Source organism: Cohnella baijiui, from assembly GCF_020731285.1.
In the GTDB taxonomy this organism is placed as follows: domain Bacteria; phylum Bacillota; class Bacilli; order Paenibacillales; family Paenibacillaceae; genus Cohnella.
The window spans coordinates 362,627-382,819 of sequence record NZ_JAJFOW010000002.1 but is presented as its reverse complement, the minus strand read 5'-3'; the positions used below and the strand labels follow the sequence as shown (position 1 = coordinate 382,819).

The window sequence follows — 20,193 nt, the reverse complement described above, 5'->3', positions numbered from 1 at the left end:
ATATATCTGACATGAGGGGTACGAAAGATGAAGAAATCATGGTTTAGTTTGCTAAGCACCGTCCTGCTTGTAACGGTAGTCTCCGCTTGCGGAACGAACTCTAATTCGAACTTGAGTCCGAGCACGAATCAGGAATCCTCTCCGTCGGCTTCCTCTACGCCGTCTCCGTCTCAAGAGGAGAAGAAGGATCCTGTCGAAGTGACGATGGCTTATTGGGCCAACGCCTCCGAGCAGAAAAACTTCGAATTCATGGTCAACGGTCTAGAGAAGGAACATCCGGAAATTAAAGTCGTTATGCAGCAATATCCGACCAGCGACGAATTCTGGAAAGCCGTTCCGGCCGCAATCGCCGCTGGCGTAGGACCAGACATTATTGCCATGTCGGACGAAGGAAACTACGAGTATATCGCCAAAGGCGTTCTTGAGCCTCTGGATGATTTGATCGCCCAAGCCGGATTCGATAAGAGCCGAATTTCCTCTTCCCTTTACAAAGGCTGGACGGACAACGGCAAATTGTACGGCATTCCTTACGACTCGTCTACTTCGATGTTGGCCATTAACAAGGCACTGTTCGACAAATCGGGCATTACGAAGTACCCTGAGACGATGGATGAGCTGGTAGCGCTCGCTAAAGCGATGACGAAAGACGGAATGAAAGGGATCGTCGGCAGCATCGATCCGTTCCACATTACGCAGTACGTACATGCATTCGGCGGAGATTGGAATTTTGGCAAGACGATCAACTCGCCGGAGAACGTCAAAGGCGTACAATTTTTCACGGACCTGTTCTTGAAAGAAAAAGTAGCGATTGCGCCGATCGAAGTAGGCGCGCCATGGGATGGCGAAGTATTCGCCAAAGAAAAAGGCGCAATGTCGACGGGCGGCCCTTGGTACGTCGGATATCTGAAAGAAGCGAATCCTAAATTGCAATTGATCGCATTACCGATGCCTAAAGGTACCGTGGATGCTCAAAGCGCATACTCGCACGGCTTGTCCATCCTGAACGGAAGCAAACATAAGCCGGAAGCCATGCAGGTCATCAATTACGCTTTGCGCGACGAAGCGCAGTTGAACGCGATCGAGGCCGTCGGTTATTCTCCAGCCGTATCCTCCCTGCTGCCGAAATATCTGGAGAAGTACCCGGAACTGAAACCGGTGTTCGACAACATGGAGAAATCCGGAATGCCGTTCGCGTATCCGCAAGAGACGAAGATGTTCAACGCGGATCTCGTTAAGGGTGTCGAAGAAATTATTTTCAAAGGCGGCAAGAAATCGGTAGAAGTGTTGCTGAACGAGCTGCAAGAGAAATACGGACAAAAGTAATCGATAGCTTGGAAGCTAAAGCCCGAGGGACGACACGTTGCTTTACGTGTCCCTCGGGCTTTATTTCGTTCCGGTCTCGAGTGAGTAAAAATCCTCGATGGATCGTAAATATCCTCTGTTTATAGGATGCCCGGCCTGATTTATGGTGAAAGTACACCTGGCAAAAATAGGGTGAAATCTATAATGGAGGTTTGAGCATGGTTAAAGCAAAACGTATGAACAGGTATACATTGTTTATGCTCGTTGCCGTTCTCATTATTGGAATGTTCCCCAGCTATCAAGCAAATGCCGCAGAACCGAACAGCATGGAAGACAGGAGTCCAGGAGTCATCGGATGGGAAGGAGATAAAGACGGTGTCATTGCTTTCATGGACGGAAGCTTTGGGATTCGGGACGGAATAAACGCGACGTACGGTTTCGGGATTTATAATCACCCCTCTTCTTTGCAGTGGTATAATGAAAACGGTTACTTGCCGGCGCTCGTTACGAAATTCGAACGAAATAACAGTACGGTGACCCTTATGAACTTTGGAGACAAAGTATCTATCAATGGGAGAAATTATGTCGTCGTATACAGCCGGGTAACGATATATAACCATGGCAGCGCCCCCGTCACCTTGGATCCGCAAGCTTCCACGGGTCTTATACCGCTAACCGCCAACTCTTTTACAGTAAATCCGGGCCAAACCGTCAATCACGATTACGCAGTCGGAGCGGACCGCTTCGGGAACAGCTATAGTTACCCGACTGCTGCCGAGCTTCTTGCCGCAGGGGGATGGGATATCCATTTTACCCATATGCAGAATTATTGGAACGCAAAACTAGCCGGAATTGTACAAATCAATCAATTGCCGGACACCAACTTGATAAATGCCTACAAAGCCGGATATATCTATACGTATATCATTAGTGACGGCAATAACTTAAACGTAGGGGAGAACGGGTACGATGTCGTATTCGATCACGATGCAATCGGCATAATGGCGGGACTTCTGACGCTTGGCGATACAAATGTAAAACCGTATTTGTCTGCTTTGCAGGCGCAATTGCAATATCAGGATGCGAAATGGAAGTTTAGCTGGCCGTTCGCGATGTATTATTATAGAACCGGGGATATTGCATTCATTCAAGAACAGTGGAGCAATATTAAGACCAATACGCATACGATCGAGACGGATCGAACAGGGCCTGAAGGCATTATGATGCAGACTTATGACATTGACTCGCTCGGCTATTGGACGGTCGATAATTATTCCGCGCTCTTCGGATTGTTGACCTACAAATACCTGGCGCAGCGAGTGGGGGACTCCGCGGAGGTTACGTGGGCGAATGACCTATACAACAATCTGCTCGCATCGGTGAACGCAAAACTATCGCAAACGATGTCACAATACGGCCTTAACTATATGCCGTGCTCGATGGTGGAACCGAATACAGCCAACCGTTGCTCGGAGCCGAGGGACGCCAATTGGGCTTCTCCGTTCTTGTTCGGAAGATGGGCGTGGGATGGCTACTTATTCGGCGGGACGCAATCCGGCGTTGCGTTAGACAAAATCGACGCGACGTATGACTACGGCTTCAATCGACTGAAGGGTGTTCTTCCGAAAGACAATTTCGGCGGATACCCCGGTGCTTTTTACTCCTCCGCCTATAATGCAGGCTATGGGAGCGCGGGACTGCGGGGAGAAAAATACCGTACGCAAGGCATCAAAAGCTACCAATTTATGATCAATCGGACTACGAGCGCTCCATACGGTTGGTGGGAGTCCTTAGGCTATCCGAATCTCGGCATGCCTTGGAATGGCATGCACGCGCTTGGGGGCCAAGGCTCCAGTCCGCATATGTGGGGACAATCGGTTGCATCCAAGGTTCTTATCGATTCTATCGTATCGGAGAGAGTAGACGGTACTTTGATCATAGGGCGAGGGATTCCGGACGAATGGACGACAGCGGGTCAAGTGATCGACCTGAGTAATATACCAAGCAAAAACAACAACAGGCTTGGTATCCATGTTGCATCATCCGGTTCATCGATCACATTAACGGTTTCCGGCACGCCACAAAATCAAGTGTTATTTAATTTGCCTGTATTTAAGAATAACATTAGCTCGGTCAGCGTTGGAACGTTTGATAACGATACCGGCACGGTGACCATTCCGAGCAATGTTCAAACCGTAACGGTTAATCTGGTCTCGACAGCCGCGACGGGCGGCAACTTGGACGTCTATGCGACGAATCAAACCGGGAACGTGAACTTTACCGCCGAGGGCAACGGGGATTGGGTCCACTTCGGATTGAGCAATGCCGGGTCCATCAATCGCAAGAACATCCCGACGCCGGCCATTCAATACGCTCCGATCGGTTCCGGACTGACCGCACAATTCACGGACAGTCAGATTCCGGTATCGTGGACGGACGGAAATCCGACTTCCAGTGTGAGCAATACGACCAACGGCGCTGTGGCATTGCAGATCGGCAGCGGTTGGCAAATTACCGTTCCGGCTAGCACTACGGATCGGGTGCTGAAGATTTATACAAGCGCCTGGAGGGGCAAAGGCAAACTTACGGTATCGTTAAGCGACAGCAGCGCGCCAATCGACGTCGAATATTTAGACAGTCCGAGCAATAGTAGTTACCGGGTGTACAATATTTTCTATCGAGCCAATTCCGGCAATCAGACGTTAACGGTGAAGCACGAGCTCGTATCCAAAAATGACCCGAACGGAAATATTACGCTGATCGGAGCAACCCTGACTAAGCCTGTCGTATCCGGCGGCTTCTACGAGTTGTGTGCCCAATTAAGCGGAATGTGCTTGGATGTAAGAGATGGGTCCATGAGCTCCGGTGCCGTTGTGCAACAATATACGAAAAACAATTCGAATGCCCAGCGTTGGAAGATCGATCTGATGAGCGACGGGTATTACAAACTCACCAATATCAATAGCGGTCTCATATTGGACGTTAAGGACGGATCATTGGTTAATGGAGCGGCGATCCAGCAATTTGTGGATAACGGGACGGATGCGCAACGATGGTCGCTCACCGACGTTGGCGGCGGTTATTTCATCATTCATTCCAAAAGAAGCGGTAGAGTGTTAGACGTAACGAACGGGAACCCAGCCTCCGGGACGCCGATTCAGCAATACGACAGCAATGGCACGAGTTCTCAGCAATGGATGTTGCGGTTGCTGTAAATCACAATTAGGCTTAATGCCTAAGCCGGTTGTGCGGCATCGGATTCGGATAAATCTCATAGGCAGAAGAAGCCGTCAAGGTTGAAGCGGGAGGGTTGGGAGGGGCAACCTTGGGAAGGAATGTGGAGTAGCTGGGCTTGTGTTGACTGGTTCGCGGGAATTCGACAACGGATCACATGTGTGTCATCGTCATCGGCTTTGGTTTATCAAACACACTTGGCAAAAGATTTTCCGTATGATAAAATCATATATGTTCTATACTGTATAGAAACTAAACTAAACGGGGTGATCGAAATAAACGATAGTACGAAGTTTATCACACTTTTCGAACGGGTGATTAGTAAATACAATCGGATGGAAAATAAGCAGCGCTCCTATGGGACAGATGTCGTATTGTCCAGAGCGGAAATTCATACAATAGCAGCTGTGGGGGATAATCCGGGAATCAATATTACCATGCTGGCTGATATTTTAGGCATAACCAAAGGTGCCGCTTCACAAATGATTTACAAACTGGTGGAAAAGGGTACGATTGAAAAAAAAGTATCTCCCGATTCAGACACGGAGGTCGTTTTGAATCTTACGGAAGAGGGGCAGAAAAATTATATTGGGCACATTGAATACCATAATCAAGCGATTGATGGTTCGTTAAAAGTGCTAAGGGATATGCCAGAATCCTCCTACAGAGACATGATTGAGTTTTTTTCTGAAATGGAAAAGACAATAGATAGAAATCTGAAAGAAACATGAGCCTTTGTTAACGAAAAGCGCTGTCTTTACGACAGCATTTTATTTGATCATATTGTTTAGTTTCTATATAGTATTGCAACTAATCAAAATAAGGGGGATTTATGATGAGCAAGAAGGAACAAGCCCCGGCACTTGAGCCGATCCCCAAAAGCATCATGAATGTTGCTTGGATTTTAGTGCTTGGAGCAATTATGCCGCTGCTTGACTCAACAATGGTCAACATCGCCATCCAGGATTTAAGTGTCGATTTCAATGTCGGACTTGACTTCATTCAATGGGCAATTACGGGTTACGTATTAGCTATGGCGATTTCGGTACCGCTTGTCGGTTGGATGGTTCAGCGTTTCAACGGCAAATGGTTAATGATTGGCGCAAATATGTTATTCTTAGCGGCTTCGATTGCTTTGGGATTCAGCAGCAGTATTTATGTATTGATTATTTTTCGGGTATTTCAAGGTGTAGGCGCCGGATTTATCATGACATTGCTGACTACCTTGGTTGTTGAATTCGCCGGAAGGGAACGAATGGGACGTATAATGTCCACCGTTGCTACCCCAATGGTCTTAGGTCCAATCCTTGGTCCAGTTATCGGGGCTGTGATTGTTGAGTTCTTATCGTGGCGTTACATTTTCTTTGTCAACATTCCCGTTGGCATTCTTGCCATCACTTTAATGATTATGAAGCTGCCCAATTTCACTCCGGTTAATCGTAAAGCCAATTTCGACTTTATTGGGATTGCTTTATTGGGCGCCGCTTCAGCCTCGTTGATTTATGGGATTGCTGCGTCTAACAACCGTACGACTATTGGGTTTGTTGTTGCCGGAGCCGCCATGTTAAGCATTTACATGAGTTATGCCGCAATCAAAAAGGAACAAACGATTCTCCCGTTACATTTGTTCAAGTCGAAAAATTTCAGCGCCGCCATGGTTGGTTTGTTCCTTGCGGGAATTGCCACCAATGGCCCTATGTTGTTATTACCTTTGTTTTTCCAAAATGTCAAAGGCTTCTCGGTTTTGAGTGCCGGATTGATTTTGATTCCGCAAGGTATAGGCACATTAGTTGCCCGCCCGTTGATCGGCAGGCTGACCGATAAATTGGGTGCGCGTAATGTTGTCTTGGTAAGCTTGGCACTCGCCATTGTTGGTACGATTCCTTTTGTCTTTTTCAATGAGGCATCTTCACTCATTGTTATAAGTGTCGTCTTGTTTGTACGCGGTATAGGTATCAGCGGCGCCACCATTCCCATGATGACTGACTCATACACGGGTATGGTTAAGCAAGAAATCGCGCAAGCTAGTGTCGGAACGCGCCTTGTTCAAAATATTGGCGCCGCATTTGGTTCGGCAGTACTTGCAACGGTTGTCAGTCTTTCACTTGCAGGCCACACGCCAACGGTGCCCTTGATGACCACTGCTTACCACGATGGTTTCCTGTTAGCCTTAGTCCTTAGCTTGGTAATGCTCGTTCCTGCTTTGCTTTTAACTAACAAAAAATCTACGAAGTAATGCATTCAATTGAGTACAGCTAATAAAATCACAAGAACATTAGAATTATCGATCCACGCTCTATTGATGATACGCTGAACCTTATCACAAATAGTGGTAAAGCGGAGAGTTGAAGAGACCATTGAAAGATTGTGAAATTTCGAACTTCATATGATACCATTAGAGTATAAATAATGAATGAACCTCTTCATAATTATTGGCTCATGCGCACCATGTCGGTTGATGCGCAAGGTTAGAAAGGAGTTGCTTTCGAAATCATGAAAATACTGGATGAGCCAACGTTAGCCGCGAAGTCAGATAATGCCAAGGGGGCGCTTGATGCAGAAACGGCACGATTGGCAAGTCTGATTGATGCTCATACTTCGCATGATGGGAGCTATGGCGTGCGGATCCCTGGGTTGTATGTCAATCGGTATTCGAGAATAGAAGCCACGGATTACGTGCATACCATCAATTTGCCTGCTGTCGGTATTGCAGCGCAAGGGAAAAAAGTCATGACCGTGGGAAAGGAGGTTTATGAGTACAGCGGGGCGCGTATTTTCATTGCTCCTGTAACCTTGCCGGTCGCGATGAAAACCATACAGGCCAGCCCTACCGAACCGTTCTTGGGAGTAGGGTTATACCTCGATCCGCAAAGGATTGCTGAATTGGTGCCAAAAGTATTTCCACAGGGTTTACCTGAAGTCCGTAATCGGAGTGCGGGTTATGTCATTAACGCTGATACGGCTATGATTAACGCCGTGGCGAGATTGGTAGACTGTCTATCCCATCCCGGTGACGATCAATTGCTTGCTCCGCTGGTGAAGGATGAGATTTATATCCGGCTTCTCCGCAGCCCTATTGGTGTTTATGTTGCCGAGACGGTTTTCTCGGAATCCGGTGTGCAGCGGATTGTGAAAGCAATTGACTGGCTCCAGAACAACTTTCCCCAGCAATTGAAAATTGCAGATTTGGCAGAGATGGTCCACATGAGTGAGTCCTCGTTCCGTGAGCATTTTAAGTCGGTTACTGCGATGAGCCCCCTACAATATCAAAAAGCGCTGCGCCTGCAAGAAGCGAGGCGTCTGATGCTGTCCAGCCAAATGGATGCAACGACGGCAAGCAGGTTTGTGGGGTATTTGAGCGATACCCAATTTAACCGGGATTACAGCCGTTTCTTTGGAAGCCCTCCGAGTAGGGATATTGCCAGATGGCGTCAAGAAAGACAGCATTTGAAGTGAACCGATACGAAAGCGGCTTTTCCAATACCCGCGGGCATAGGGCCTAGCGGGATTCTTTTTTTCTCAGGAGCAGATTCTGTTGAATCAGGCAAAAACTGTGGCGGAAAAGGCAAAGACCCGGGTGATCGATCCTCTATACTAAGGTTAAACACTACTGACAAAAGAAAGGAGTTTTTCGGAATGCGTGTGTTTGTTACAGGAGCGACTGGCTTCATCGGTGCTGCGGTAGTTCGCGAGCTGTTGGATGCCGGTCACCAAGTAGTTGGCCTTGCTCGTTCCGAAGAGGCTGGCAAAGGGCTTACTGCTATTGGCGCTAAGGTGCTAGTCGGTTCGATAGAGGATCTCGCATGCTTGCGCAGAGGGGCTGCTGCTGTGGACGGCGTCATTCACCTGGCTTACTTCCACAAGTTTTCTCATGCGAGTATCTCAACTCGTCTTCGAATTTTACTTGGCGGGAGTCCTCGTGATGTGATGCTGCGATTCATGAAAGCTGCTGTCGAGACTGACAGGCGCGCCATCGAGACACTCGGCACCGCCCTTTCCGGCCGTGACCGCCCTCTTGTCGTCGCGATGCCTACGATGACGCTCACTCCCAACCGTCTCGGGACGGAGGACAACGCGGGGGATCATCAATCCCCAGGCGGTTTACGCGTTCTCTCTGAACAAACAACCCTGGATTTAGCGAATCGGGGTATTCGTTCCTCGATTGTACGCATCCCTCCGATCGTGCACGGCGAGGGCGATAGGACCGGCTTGTTCCCGAGTCTGGTTAACATCGTTCGCAAGAAGGGCATCTCCGCCTACATGGGTTCCGGGTCCAACCGCTGGCCGGCTGTGCATCGTCTCGATGTGGCACGCCTTTTTAGACTCGCCTTGGAGCAAGCACCGGCAGAGTCGCGATTTCATGCGGTGGGTGAAGAGGGCGTTCCGTTTCGTGAGATTGCCGGAGTCCTGGGGCACCATCTGAACTTGCCGGTCAAAAGTATAAGTGTTGAAGAAGCAGGTAAACACTTCGGATGGCTTGGACTTTTCGCGACAGTCGATAACCCGACGTCCAGCGCTTTGACGCAGGAACGCTTGGGATGGAAACCCGTACACCCTGCGCTGATAGATGATATTAACCAGGGATATTATTTCAAAAATAGTTCAGTTGGCCCATGAGCATCGAGGCTGTCCGTCAAGCCCTGCTGCTGAACCGTTCGAGCCCCTCCTCCGTGATCGGAGCAAAGAGATTGATCAGGTTATCGTCAGGGGCGGAATATGGGCGAATAGAATAACCGAAGGAGCTAACTGCGACAGCTCCCAACGCGGGAGCTGTGCAGCCCGGACTGATCGCCGATCTCGAAGAAGGGCATTACTTTGCATAAAAAAGGAGGGTGTACCAAAAGCCCATCCGGCAGCTCCCTTTGTGGAATCTGCCACGCCGACCGGGCATGCTACAACCTAGCCGATAACGGGTGCTAAACTTGCCGCTATAACCACCATTACGTTTCTTACGCTTGACTCCATATTGCAATTCTCAGGTTGACGAGACCATTGCAGGGCTGACCCGAAAATACTCCAACTAACGCAGATGGCCGTAGCATTCAACACTTCGCTTGCGACTTCTGAGTCTGACACTTCGCTTAACCACTGTATTAGAAGATGAAACAGTTCCTTCTGCATCGCCGCTTCAAATAGGGGCTCGAATCGACCATTCGCAGGCGCAAAGTTTCTACGGAATCTATCGAGAAATTGATACACTGCCAGAATGACGGTGTGTAAGCCGTTCATATCCAAAATCGAAGCGCCCTTTAATTGGGACTCGAGCGTCTGCTTAAACTTGATTCTCATCCATTGTTCAAGGAATGCGTATTTGTCATCGAAGTGGTCATAGAAGGTGGCACGATTAACTGACGCCCGCTTCGTGATATCCTGCACAGAGATGGCGTAAACATTGTTTGTTTCTTCGAGAAGTTCTTGAAAAGAATGGATTAACAAATCACGTGTACGCTTTACTCGTGGATCGTTTGCGTTCACTGGCATCCTTCAACTCATCTCCACTCCGTATAATTCGCCTAAATGACTTACTAAAAGGCTACAATTGGACGAGCGTGTTGTTTATCCTACGGTGGCAAGGGTTTGTCGATTGCGACGGTTATCTGAACAGCTTACAGTATACCCGTAGCTAAAACAACGCTGTCGTTTTAGTAGACCCATTCTTTTGGAGGTGTTTCTGATGATTATTGTAACAGGAGCTAATGGACAACTCGGGCAAGCCGTCGTTGAGGAATTGCTTCAACGAGTTCCCGCAGACCATTTAGGTGTAAGTGTCCGTGATACCGAGCGAGCGAAGGAACTTCAAGAACGAGGGGTTCGCGTCAGGCGGGGGGATTATACGGATCCCGGTAGTCTGCTTCACGCTTTTGAGGGGGCGTCGCAGGTTCTCATCGTTTCCAGCAATGTCTTGGGAGATGAGGCCGTTCGTCAGCATCGTACCGCAATCGATATGGCTAAAAAGGCAGGCGCCGGTCGAATTCTCTACACAAGCCATATGAGCTCGTCGCCAACATCGCTATTCCCTCCCGCGGTGGACCACGCCGCCACCGAGGAAGCGTTAAAAGCTTCGGGGGTTCCATTCACGTCCCTGAGAAACGGGTACTATACCGCGTCCTTGCCCTGGTTTCTCCGCGACGCCCTTAAGACGGGGGAGTTGGTTGCGCCAGAGGACGGGCCGGTTGCCTGGACGACCCACGCCGATCTGGCCGCAGCAACAGCAACGGTCTTGAGCGAGCAGAATCTGAGCGGGTTAACGCCAAGTCTCACGGCTTCGGAAGCTTTAGACCTGAAAGATATTGCGGCTATCCTCACGGAGTTGACCGGCCGGTCCATTCGCCGTGTCGTCGTGTCCGATGATGAGTTTCGCGCCCAATTAATATCCCAAGGCTTACAAGACCATGTGGCCGATATGTTTTTGACGTTCTTCTTGGCCAGCCGAGCGGGCGAGTTTGCCCCAGCCGATCCAACGCTCGTGAGTCTGATTGGACGACCGGCCATCACGGTGCGGGAATTCTTAATGAGCTCACCCCACCTGATCGGAATGTAGTGAAGCTAGGTCGTTAGACAACAATTGAAAAGGTACAACTGAATTTTGGGGCTTTTCCGGACAAAGGAAAAGCCCTTCCGCCATGTTGACAACAATCTATGTTTGAGTCATGTTAATGTTAATAGTATTATTATTCGGGTACGGGGATTGAATGGTAAAAAGACTTAAGGGATGAATGCCGTAAATATAAATTGAGGATTAAACTTATGGGGGACAACTTGATGAACGATAAAACGGAAGACCCCAGTAATGACATGGAGCCTCACGAACACACGAATCGACGTGTACGCGCCGACGCACAGCGCAACATCAATGCTTTGCTCGAGTCCGCGATGATGGTGTTCGCGACCTCGGGAGTGGACGCTCCAGTGCGGGAGATTGCCGAGAAGGCCGGTGTTGGCGTCGGCACGGTTTACCGCCATTTTCCACAGCGCTCGGATCTTATCGTGGCCGTCTTTCGCAACGAAGTCGATGCTTGCGCAGATGCAGCTGCGGATTTATCCGCCAAGTATGAACCCGGTGAGGCACTGGCACGATGGATGCAGCGATATGTGGACTTCATTGCGAATAAACGCGGGCTCGCGTCAGCTCTAGGCTCAGGCAACCCGGAATACGAGACCTTGCCTGCTTACTTCGAAAAACGACTAAATCCCGTGCTGAGAACCTTGCTTGAAACCGCGTCGGCTGTCGGTGAAGTGCGTGCCGACGTCGAGCCATATGATCTGCTGCGGGCTGCCGCGAGCCTCTGTACGGGAATACACAACGGCGATTCTAAGTTTACTCGGCAAATGGTTGCTCTGCTCGTAGATGGGTTACGCTACCGCGCAAGCTCGTCGGCAAGCACGCCCTCCTAGCGCTTGTCGCTCCGATCCAATCTGGCTAATCATCGCTCGGTCTCCCGCACCCGTTAGATGAGAAATGGCTGCCACGCTAGAAGTGAATATGCCGCCGCTCAGAAAGGCAAATGAAAAGGGTTGCGTCCTTCACAACCCTATTCATTTGCCAATTTCTGTTCGACGGCAATCGTCAGACATAGCGCATAGTAAGCTTCTTAGAGCTTCATTTCCATTCGACACGACCGAGCGGATTGGATGCGTCCATCAACGCTTCACACGCTGCAGGCCAGGCAAGTTCTTCAGGGTAGAGCGCGGTGCGGAGATAGGCCCAGGCAAGCGTCCGCAGCGTAGCCACGCTTTCGGGGTTCTCGTCCGTCGTGTCCTTGGCGTTGTACGCGTGGATTCCACCAAGCGAGTGCTCTGCCCCGAAGAGAGTGAGCAGGCTCTTGCTGCCCGGGCTCAGGAAGTACGGATCGGTGAACCAGTCCGGCCCCCGAGTGGACAGTGGGGACTGGTCATGGTCCCCCGCTACCACAAGGACAGGCGTGCTCATATTCTCGAAGCTAGGGTGCATGAAGGGGAAGTACTCAGCCGCGAACGGACTCAAGTCAGCTCCACCTTTGCCAGGCGTGGCAAGCAATACGCCCGCCTTGATCCGCGAGTCGGTCATGTCCTCTCCCGGTTCTCCCTCGGGATCGAGGACTCGCGCGCCGAGCAGCATGCTCGCCGTCTGGCCACCCCAGGAATGTCCGGCTACGGCGATTCGATCTCGATCGAGACGTCCACTGAGGCCAGGTACGGAAGCTTCAATGAGATCAAGCTGGTCGAGGACGCGTTTCATGTCCTCGACTCGAATACGCCAGATTAGTGGTGTACGTGGATCGTCCGGAGGAAGGTTCAGCGTCCTCGAGTCAAGATGGGTGGGTTGAATGACTACGAAGCCATGAGAAGACCAGAAGTCGACCAATGGGTCGTAGCTCCCCATCGACAGGCCGAAGCCGTGCGAGAATACGATAATAGGCAATTCACTCCCAGTCGCGGGCGCAGTCACACGCACCTGCAGATCCTCTTCACGGCCTGGGGCCGATAGTACGACCGGCTTCACCGAGACAACTGGAGTTGGCGCGCTAACCTTGATTTCCATCATGCAAACATCTCCTCTTTATTACATCGGATTGGGTTCGTCGCCTTGTTGGATTAAAGACAAGCATAAGCGGAACGGTGTTCCAATTATAATCGGAACATCGTTCCGTTTGCAATACCTATTTTGTCATTTTTTAAATGGGGCGTGACAAATGTGAAAAAACTGCCATTATAGGCAGTTTATGTGGATTTTAATTTATATTTTTTGGGGCTTATTCCTGTATATTTGGTAAACACGTGGGTGAAGTAAGCAGGAGGATCGATTCCGACGGCACTCGCTACTTCGAATACTTTTTTGGAAGGGTCTTTGAGCAATTTTTTGGCGATTTCGATTCGATGCTTGTTGATGGCATCGACGATGGATTCGCCAGTTTCCCTTCTGTACAAGCGGCTTAGATAGCTGCTGTTGACATGAATATGGTCTGCGATGACTTGCAAGCTCAAATTTCGGTTGAAGTTCTCCCGGATATACTTCTGTGTCTCAACGACAATATAGTTATGCTGACGATCGCTTACGGATAGGACATCCGAGAGGTCGACGATTAACTTTTCGATGATGTGCAGCAGGTTGTGAATGCTCTTGCTTTCTTGAATTTGTTTGTAGAGCGAGGGCTCGTCGCCGGTCGAATAGGAAGAGAGGGGCTTTCTTGCTTCCAATAGCTTGTAGCAGTAAGAACCGATCAGCAAGCATGCGGCCTTGATATTCTCGATCGGTTCTTTGACGCTCCTATACTTCTCCATCAATTGATTCAAGCGCTGGATGGCGGTGTCGCATTGTCCCTCTTGCAGGCATTCGATGATTTGCTGGGCCACGTCATAAGGTCTGGATTCAAGCGCAGGGGCCTGTCCCGAGCGGGGCGCATAGAACGATACATGATTTTCGTTATAGAAGCTGCCTTCCATCGCTTGACAAGACTCAGCGTAGGCCGATGAGAGCGTTAATATGTCCCGATGCATACTGCTGATACCGATACTAACGGAGAATCGCATGAAGCTCTCGGCCATGAATAGTATTTCGTTGCAAGTCGACAAGAGCGTCCGGGTGCAGTCGGAGGTATGGCGAGCCGGAAAGGACACAATGGCTAAAAGCGAGCTATGATTGAGAACGAATGCATCATGCGGATCCGCTTCAAAAGCGAGAAAGAAAAATTGTTGAATGGAATCTGCGAATTTGCGAAATTCTTCGGAGGCGCTTCTTTCCATCCCGTTAGGGTCCGAATCGTCATGAATCTCGATATGAATGACGTAATAATGATCTAGCAGGATGGCAAGCTTTGTGATTCCGTTTAGAAGTTCAGCTTCTTCGGTGATAATACCGTATACGGCATCCTTCAGGAACTTCTCGCGGACCTCGCTTCTACTGTCCTTGATGATATTTTCCAACTGGATGAGCTTTCGTTCGTGATCCTTTTCCTTCATAAGAAGCTGCTTGGCTTTGTTAATGGCGTCGGGAATTTTCTCGCTTGGGTTTGTTTTCACGACAAAATCGACAGCTTGGTATTTGATTGCGGATTGTGCGTATGTAAAATCGGCGAATGCCGTTAATAAGATCACTTTGATATGCGGGAAGTTTTCATATACGAATTTCGACAGTTCGATTCCGTCCATGCCGGCCATTCGAATATCCGTTACGATTATGTCCACCTCATGAACGGCAAGTCGTTCGGCGGCTTCGAGCCCGTCGCTTGCCTCGCAGACCACTTCGCAATCCAGTGCGGGCCAGTCAATGAAGTGGACGAGTCCCTTACGGATAACGGCTTCGTCATCGACGATCATGACCTTATACATAGGATGATTCCCCCCGATCTACTGGTATGCGAACCGTTACTTTGGAGCCTTGATCGATGCGGCTCTCGATATGGATGCCATAGGCGTCTCCGTATATCATCTGAATTCGCTTATGCGTGTTGATCAGGCCAATGTTATTGTGTCCGGGTTTTCGCAAGACAGCGCTTTCGCGATTGTTCCATTCCATATCTTCGCTTTCAAACCCCAATCCATTGTCGGTGATCTCGAAACAAATGGAATCGTCTTCCTTACGGATACATACGGTTAGCGCACCTTTGCCGACCTTTTTTTCCAACCCGTGTACGATGGCATTCTCCACAAGAGGCTCGATGCTCAGCTTGGGAAGCAGCAGGTCGAGTATCGATTCATCTTCAACCAGAATCGAGTACTCGATTTTATCGTCAAACCTTTCTTTTTGTAAATAAAGATAAAATTGAATGAATTCAAGCTCTTGACGTATCGTAATCATGTCCGATCCGCTGGCATAAATGCCGGCTTGCAGCAGTTCGGTCATCGCGGTTACCATTTTGTACACCGTCTCGTCCTTGGACAACCGGGCTTTATAGCCGATCGTGATCAGCGTATTGAATAGGAAATGAGGATTCATCTGCGATTGAAGAAATTTAATCTCCGACTCCTTGACGAGCAACTGCTTTTCGTATACCTGGCCGATCAAATGCTTGATCTCGCTTGTCATCTTGTTGAATGTGCCGCTTAGAAGATTGAGTTCGACATCTTTGTAAGTCGGCATGGCGGTATTGTAGTCGCCCATCTTGACTTTGTTGAAGCTATGGAACAAATCGCGAATGAAACGGGTGAATCGAAGCGATATGAGGATGCCGGCCGCGGTGGATACGGAGGTGATCAGCACGATCATCCATATATAATTACGAATACTGTCGGATAATTTGGAGAGAATCTGCTTTCTAGGAATACCGACGATAAAGGTCAACCCGGTGCCGCCGATGCTTTGCGAAGCGAATAGATACTTGCGTCCCTCCAGATTGACTTCGCTCGCCGAAGGGCTGTCTTGAAGCTTCAGTATCGACGGTTGCACCTGGCGTCCGAGCAGCTGCTTATCCGAGCTGGAATACACGATGCCTTGGTTGTCGATGATGTAGGCCATTGAACCGGGGAAGCTGACGAGCTCTGCGTATTTGGCGGACAAGTCGGCTTCGCTCGTGCCGAAGATCAGGACAAGCCGCTGCTTTGGAATATCGATATTCGAGACGTTGCGGGTGAAGTAAACGGTCGGATCGCTCGCGGTCGGCGGAAGAATTTCCTTTCCCCTGACCTTGCTGTCGCTAACGGTCTGATAAACGTTTAGATTGTGATGGTTGGTCCGTTCGATATTAGGTTGCGACTTCAGGACGGAGATGAAGTTATCCGCATCGAAAAAAACATAGGCGGTCGACAGCAGGCTGATATTCCAGGCATTGTTGAACATCAGGCTGTACTTGAGATCCTCTTCGATTTCGCTTTTGTTCAGAAACTTTTTATAAAAGTCGTCCCCAAGGGAGACGTCCTCGATGGACCAGGTTCTGACCGCTTTGTTGGACAGAAAATGAAGCGACGTGTTATCGATAATTTGAAACGAATTTTCGATATTGTCATTGGTCTGATGAATCAGCTGAGATAAGTTTTCATTCGCGTTTCTGGTCAGCATATAGGAGATGCTCCAGTGAAAATAGATGCCGGCCAAGGTCATGGGCAGAAGAATGAGAAGGAAAACCGCAAGAATGATCTTATGCCGGATCGGGATTTTCATCCAAAAGTTCAATCGTTGAAAGGGTTTACAAATTCGGGCGTTCGGCATGATGACTGCTCCTTGACGAAGGGTACTGATGCAAAAGCTATTATAATACCAATTGCGCGCACTCGGGTAGAAGAATCCGGCTTATTCGGGCTCGTAACGGGCAGAAAGTCAAGAAAACATAAGGAAGATAAAAATATCGGCAGAACATTCGCGCCGCGAGCTCCGCGTCGTTCCTCGCCCAAGCAATACATCAAAAAAACGCAAGTCATGATGTCGAAAAATGATTCCCCTTTTATCTTATAATGAGCTCGTAGCGCTACAGGAAAAAACAAGCGAGCGGTTGCAACAGGCGATCGGATATTTGAAGGGGGAAGCAAAGTGAATAAAACGTTCTACAAAACAAGCAGCACCATCGCAGGCGTGCTGATGCTGCTCGCGTCCGTGACGGCGTGCGGGTCCAATTCGTCGTCGGGCAGCAGCGCGCCGTCGTCCGGCAGTCCGTCGGCTTCGGCGACGGCTTCGGCGCAGCCGAGCAATCAGGCGGCGGCTAAGGCGCCGGTCAAGATCAAGTATTTGACGTTCCGGGTCGGCACGCATGCTTCGGCCAAGCTGGAAGCGGAGCAGATCAAGCAGTTCAATGAGAAATACGGCAAGGAAATCGAAGTACAGGTAGAAGAGATTCCGAGCGATTCGGCTTATGAAGACAAGATCAAGATTCTGGCGGCCTCCGGGGATATCCCGGATGTGGTCATGGGCAAAAACGGAATCAACGATATTCTGATCAAGGGCAATCTTGCAACCCCTTTCAACGACTACCTGAGCCAAGACCCCGAATGGGCGAAGGAGATCGGCGACGAGGCGCTTGCGGCCAACACCCGCGACGGCAAGGTGTGGTCGATCAGCGATCAGAAGCAGACCGTCGGCTATTTCTACAACAAGGAAATGTTCGACAAGGCCGGCATCAAGCCGGCGCAGACCTGGGACGAATTCATGAGCAACAACGAAAAGCTCAAGTCCGCCGGATTCGTGCCGCTCGCCCTGATGACAGGCGAAAATGCATGGACGACGAACCTGATTCTGGCTTCGATCGTAGGCACCAGCGGAGAGGCCGGCAACAAGTTCATGAATACGCTGCACCCGTCGGACTTCAATACGCCTGAAATGATCGACGCGCTCGGTAAAGTGAAAACCATGCTGGAAAAATACACGACCAAGGACGCGATTGGCGCCGGTTATGCGAATGCCGCCAACAACTTCTGCCAGGCCAAGGCCGCCATCATCGCGAACGGACCGTGGATGATCGGCGACTTCAGCGATACGACCAAATGCGCCGCCGGGTTCGATCAGAAGGTCGGCATCGCCGCCTTCCCGGGGAACGGCATGATCTCTTCCTATGAGGTCGGCTATATGAACGGCGGCAAGACGCAGGAGACGCGCGATGCAGCCGAAAAATTCATTCGCTTCAAGACCGGTTTGGAAGGGCAGCGCATCGCGCTTGAATTCGGCAACGTCGTGCCGGTATCCGATCAGGTGCAGCCGTCCGATGAGCTGAAGCAAAAGTATCCGCTGCTTGTGGAGTCGATCCAGGTTGGCAATCAATCTCAAGTTCATTACGGTTCATTCGATTCCATCGTTTATCCGAACGTATCGGACGCTTGGAAGTTGTTGTATCCGGAGTTGGTATACAACAAGTCTACGGCCGAAGAGATCGCGAAGAAGCTAAGCGAGATCGCCGCCAAAAATAAATAGCCGGAGAAGGATGCGAGAATCTTGACCGGACGCTCCCGATTCAGTCGGCAGCGTCCGGTTGTCTGAGAGGATTTTGACGAATGATCAACTACAAAGGATATATAACGTTGTTTTTGGTCCCGACGATCGCTTTGTTTATGCTGGTTTATGCCGTGTCACTCGTGATTTTGTTCGGAACTTCATTTACCGAATGGTCGACGGGCTTAAAGCCAATGTTCGTAGGTTTCCGCAATTACATTCAAATGTTCTCCGATGATGCGAGCTTTAAGGAAGGATTCTGGAACACGACTGTATGGGTTCTACTTCAGTCGACGGTCCACGTCCTGATCGGTGTTGTATTTGCGATCATTCTGAATATGAAAGAATTTTACTGGAAGTTTGCAAGGACCGTCTTTATGTTTCCGAATATCATCTCGGGAGCGGCTGTTGGCATGCTGTTTCTGTGTATGCTCAATCCCAACTTCGGAGCGGTTAATAGCATCGCCCGGCTATTCGGCCATTCCGATTACGCGCAGAACTGGTTCATGGATTACGCTACGGCCTTCCTGTCCGTTACGATGACATGGCTGCCTTATGCTGCAGTCGTGACAATTCTGATCTTGGCCGAGATTGCCGCGATCCCGGACAGCCTGTTCGAATCGGCCAGAATCGATGGGGCCAGCGAGCTAAAGATCAACTTGTTTATCGTCATTCCCATGCTTCGCAATATCATCGGAACTTGCGTGATACTGGCCGGCACAAGCATGCTGCAGAAGATGGATATTATTATGATGACAACCGGTGGCGGTCCGGGCAATACAACGTTGAATTTGCCGATGTACATCTACAAGACCGCCATGATGGAAAACAACTTCGGCTATTCCAATTCAGTGGGCGTCTTCCTTATCGGCTTCGGGATTGTCTTTGTGCTGTTGGCCCGTTATTTGTTCAGAATAGGCAGCTCTGAAGTGTAAACGGGGCGATTGGAGTGAAAGCATGAAAATTGCATGGTCTGTTTGTAAATATTTGTTCGTTTTTCTCATTGTTCTGATATCGCTTGGACCTTTTTTGTGGATGCTAATGGCCTCGTTCAAGACGAATGCAGAGATATTGACCAACTCTCTCGGATGGCCCTCCCATTTTCGTTTCTCCAATTATGCCATGGCCTTCAAGATTGCACCGATATCCCGATTTTATATCAATAGCGTCATCGTCGGCATCTTCGGGACTGCTCTCAATTTGCTTATTCTGGGCATGTCCGCCTATGTTTTGGCGAGGTTTCAGTTCCGCGGAAAGAAGCTGCTAATGGTCGTTTTGTCGCTATCCCTACTGATTCCCGGCGCAGCGATGCTTCAGCCACTATACCTGACAGTGAATGGGATCGGGCTGCAGGACCGGCTGATCGGTTTGATTATCGTTTATGCAGGCTTCGGTCTGCCAGTCTCGCTGTATATTTTGTCAAGCTACTTCCTTACGATCCCGAAGGAGATGGAAGAATCGGCATATCTGGATGGTGCAGGATTCATCCGCACCTTTTTCAAGATTATTCTTCCCATTTCGAGACCGGGATTCGGTACGGCAGCAGTGCTGCAATTTCTGCTCTGCTGGAATGAATTTCAGTTTGCCGTTATCCTCACGACAAGCAACCACAGCCGAACGCTGCCGCTGGCGTTGTATTATTTCAAGAGCCAATTCGCCAGCGACTACGGTGTGATGTTCGCTGCCACGATGGTCGTTATTGCACCGAGCATACTTGTGTATGTCTTGATGCAGAGGCAGGTCGTATCGGGACTTGCGGCGGGAGCCGTCAAAGGTTGACAAAGGGTGTGCGCAGTTGTGAGCCGATCGCATGACAAAAGGATATT

General features: G+C 49.7%; 16 protein-coding genes. 12 read left to right on the top strand and 4 right to left on the bottom strand.

Annotated features, from left to right (window positions below; all coding sequences use genetic code 11):
* Nucleotides 1-27 precede the first annotated feature (27 nt).
* The 6 genes from LKX83_RS03430 to LKX83_RS03405 all read left to right on the top strand — a co-directional run bounded on the left by LKX83_RS03430 (nucleotide 28) and on the right by LKX83_RS03405 (nucleotide 9,153).
* Nucleotides 28-1,323 (top strand): extracellular solute-binding protein, encoded by a 1,296-nt coding sequence (locus tag LKX83_RS03430; RefSeq protein ID WP_227880766.1) that lies wholly within the window; start codon nucleotides 28-30, stop codon nucleotides 1,321-1,323.
* Between the two features lie 197 nt (nucleotides 1,324-1,520).
* Nucleotides 1,521-4,517 carry an RICIN domain-containing protein gene (locus LKX83_RS03425; protein ID WP_227880765.1) on the top strand — a complete coding sequence of 999 codons (2,997 nt, stop codon included), beginning with the start codon at nucleotides 1,521-1,523 and terminating at the stop codon, nucleotides 4,515-4,517.
* Between the two features lie 81 nt (nucleotides 4,518-4,598).
* Nucleotides 4,599-5,267 (top strand): MarR family winged helix-turn-helix transcriptional regulator, encoded by a 669-nt coding sequence (locus LKX83_RS03420; protein ID WP_227880764.1) that lies wholly within the window; start codon nucleotides 4,599-4,601, stop codon nucleotides 5,265-5,267.
* A gap of 104 nt (nucleotides 5,268-5,371) precedes the next feature.
* The gene (locus LKX83_RS03415) at nucleotides 5,372-6,772 is read left to right on the top strand and encodes an MDR family MFS transporter (protein ID WP_227880763.1); all 1,401 of its coding nucleotides are present in this window, start codon (nucleotides 5,372-5,374) and stop codon (nucleotides 6,770-6,772) included.
* 257 nt (nucleotides 6,773-7,029) lie between these two features.
* Nucleotides 7,030-7,992, top strand: a complete 963-nt coding sequence (locus tag LKX83_RS03410; protein WP_227880762.1) for an AraC family transcriptional regulator — start codon at nucleotides 7,030-7,032, stop codon at nucleotides 7,990-7,992.
* Nucleotides 7,993-8,172: 180 nt separating this feature from the next.
* Nucleotides 8,173-9,153: an SDR family oxidoreductase gene (locus LKX83_RS03405; protein WP_227880761.1), complete on the top strand. Its 981-nt coding sequence runs from the start codon at nucleotides 8,173-8,175 to the stop codon at nucleotides 9,151-9,153.
* Nucleotides 9,154-9,435: 282 nt separating this feature from the next.
* Here LKX83_RS03405 and LKX83_RS03400 read toward each other — a convergent pair whose 3' ends face one another.
* The gene (locus LKX83_RS03400; RefSeq protein WP_227880760.1) at nucleotides 9,436-10,017 is read right to left on the bottom strand and encodes a TetR/AcrR family transcriptional regulator; all 582 of its coding nucleotides are present in this window, start codon (nucleotides 10,015-10,017) and stop codon (nucleotides 9,436-9,438) included.
* A 193-nt stretch (nucleotides 10,018-10,210) separates the two neighbouring features.
* Between LKX83_RS03400 and LKX83_RS03395 the strand changes: the two genes are divergently transcribed.
* Nucleotides 10,211-11,077, top strand: coding sequence for an SDR family oxidoreductase (locus LKX83_RS03395; protein ID WP_227880759.1), 867 nt, complete (start codon nucleotides 10,211-10,213; stop codon nucleotides 11,075-11,077).
* Nucleotides 11,078-11,298: 221 nt separating this feature from the next.
* The gene (locus LKX83_RS03390; protein ID WP_227880758.1) at nucleotides 11,299-11,931 is read left to right on the top strand and encodes a TetR/AcrR family transcriptional regulator; all 633 of its coding nucleotides are present in this window, start codon (nucleotides 11,299-11,301) and stop codon (nucleotides 11,929-11,931) included.
* 205 nt (nucleotides 11,932-12,136) lie between these two features.
* Here LKX83_RS03390 and LKX83_RS03385 read toward each other — a convergent pair whose 3' ends face one another.
* The 3 genes from LKX83_RS03385 to LKX83_RS03375 form a co-directional block, all read right to left on the bottom strand.
* Nucleotides 12,137-13,057, bottom strand: coding sequence for an alpha/beta hydrolase family protein (locus LKX83_RS03385; RefSeq protein WP_227880819.1), 921 nt, complete (start codon nucleotides 13,055-13,057; stop codon nucleotides 12,137-12,139).
* Between the two features lie 179 nt (nucleotides 13,058-13,236).
* Nucleotides 13,237-14,844 (bottom strand): response regulator transcription factor, encoded by a 1,608-nt coding sequence (locus LKX83_RS03380; RefSeq protein ID WP_227880757.1) that lies wholly within the window; start codon nucleotides 14,842-14,844, stop codon nucleotides 13,237-13,239.
* Entirely contained in the window at nucleotides 14,837-16,510 is a 1,674-nt protein-coding gene (locus LKX83_RS03375) for a cache domain-containing sensor histidine kinase (protein ID WP_227880756.1), read from the bottom strand. The genes LKX83_RS03380 and LKX83_RS03375 overlap by 8 nt, the downstream gene beginning before the upstream one ends.
* A gap of 15 nt (nucleotides 16,511-16,525) precedes the next feature.
* On the opposite strand from LKX83_RS03375, the gene LKX83_RS03370 reads away from it, so the two are divergent.
* The 4 genes from LKX83_RS03370 to LKX83_RS03355 all read left to right on the top strand — a co-directional run bounded on the left by LKX83_RS03370 (nucleotide 16,526) and on the right by LKX83_RS03355 (nucleotide 20,146).
* Nucleotides 16,526-16,903: a hypothetical protein gene (locus LKX83_RS03370; RefSeq protein ID WP_227880755.1), complete on the top strand. Its 378-nt coding sequence runs from the start codon at nucleotides 16,526-16,528 to the stop codon at nucleotides 16,901-16,903.
* A gap of 75 nt (nucleotides 16,904-16,978) precedes the next feature.
* Nucleotides 16,979-18,349: an ABC transporter substrate-binding protein gene (locus LKX83_RS03365; protein ID WP_227880754.1), complete on the top strand. Its 1,371-nt coding sequence runs from the start codon at nucleotides 16,979-16,981 to the stop codon at nucleotides 18,347-18,349.
* Nucleotides 18,350-18,429: 80 nt separating this feature from the next.
* Nucleotides 18,430-19,302 (top strand): carbohydrate ABC transporter permease, encoded by an 873-nt coding sequence (locus LKX83_RS03360; protein ID WP_227880753.1) that lies wholly within the window; start codon nucleotides 18,430-18,432, stop codon nucleotides 19,300-19,302.
* A 22-nt stretch (nucleotides 19,303-19,324) separates the two neighbouring features.
* Nucleotides 19,325-20,146: a carbohydrate ABC transporter permease gene (locus LKX83_RS03355; RefSeq protein WP_227880752.1), complete on the top strand. Its 822-nt coding sequence runs from the start codon at nucleotides 19,325-19,327 to the stop codon at nucleotides 20,144-20,146.
* Nucleotides 20,147-20,193: the final 47 nt, after the last annotated feature.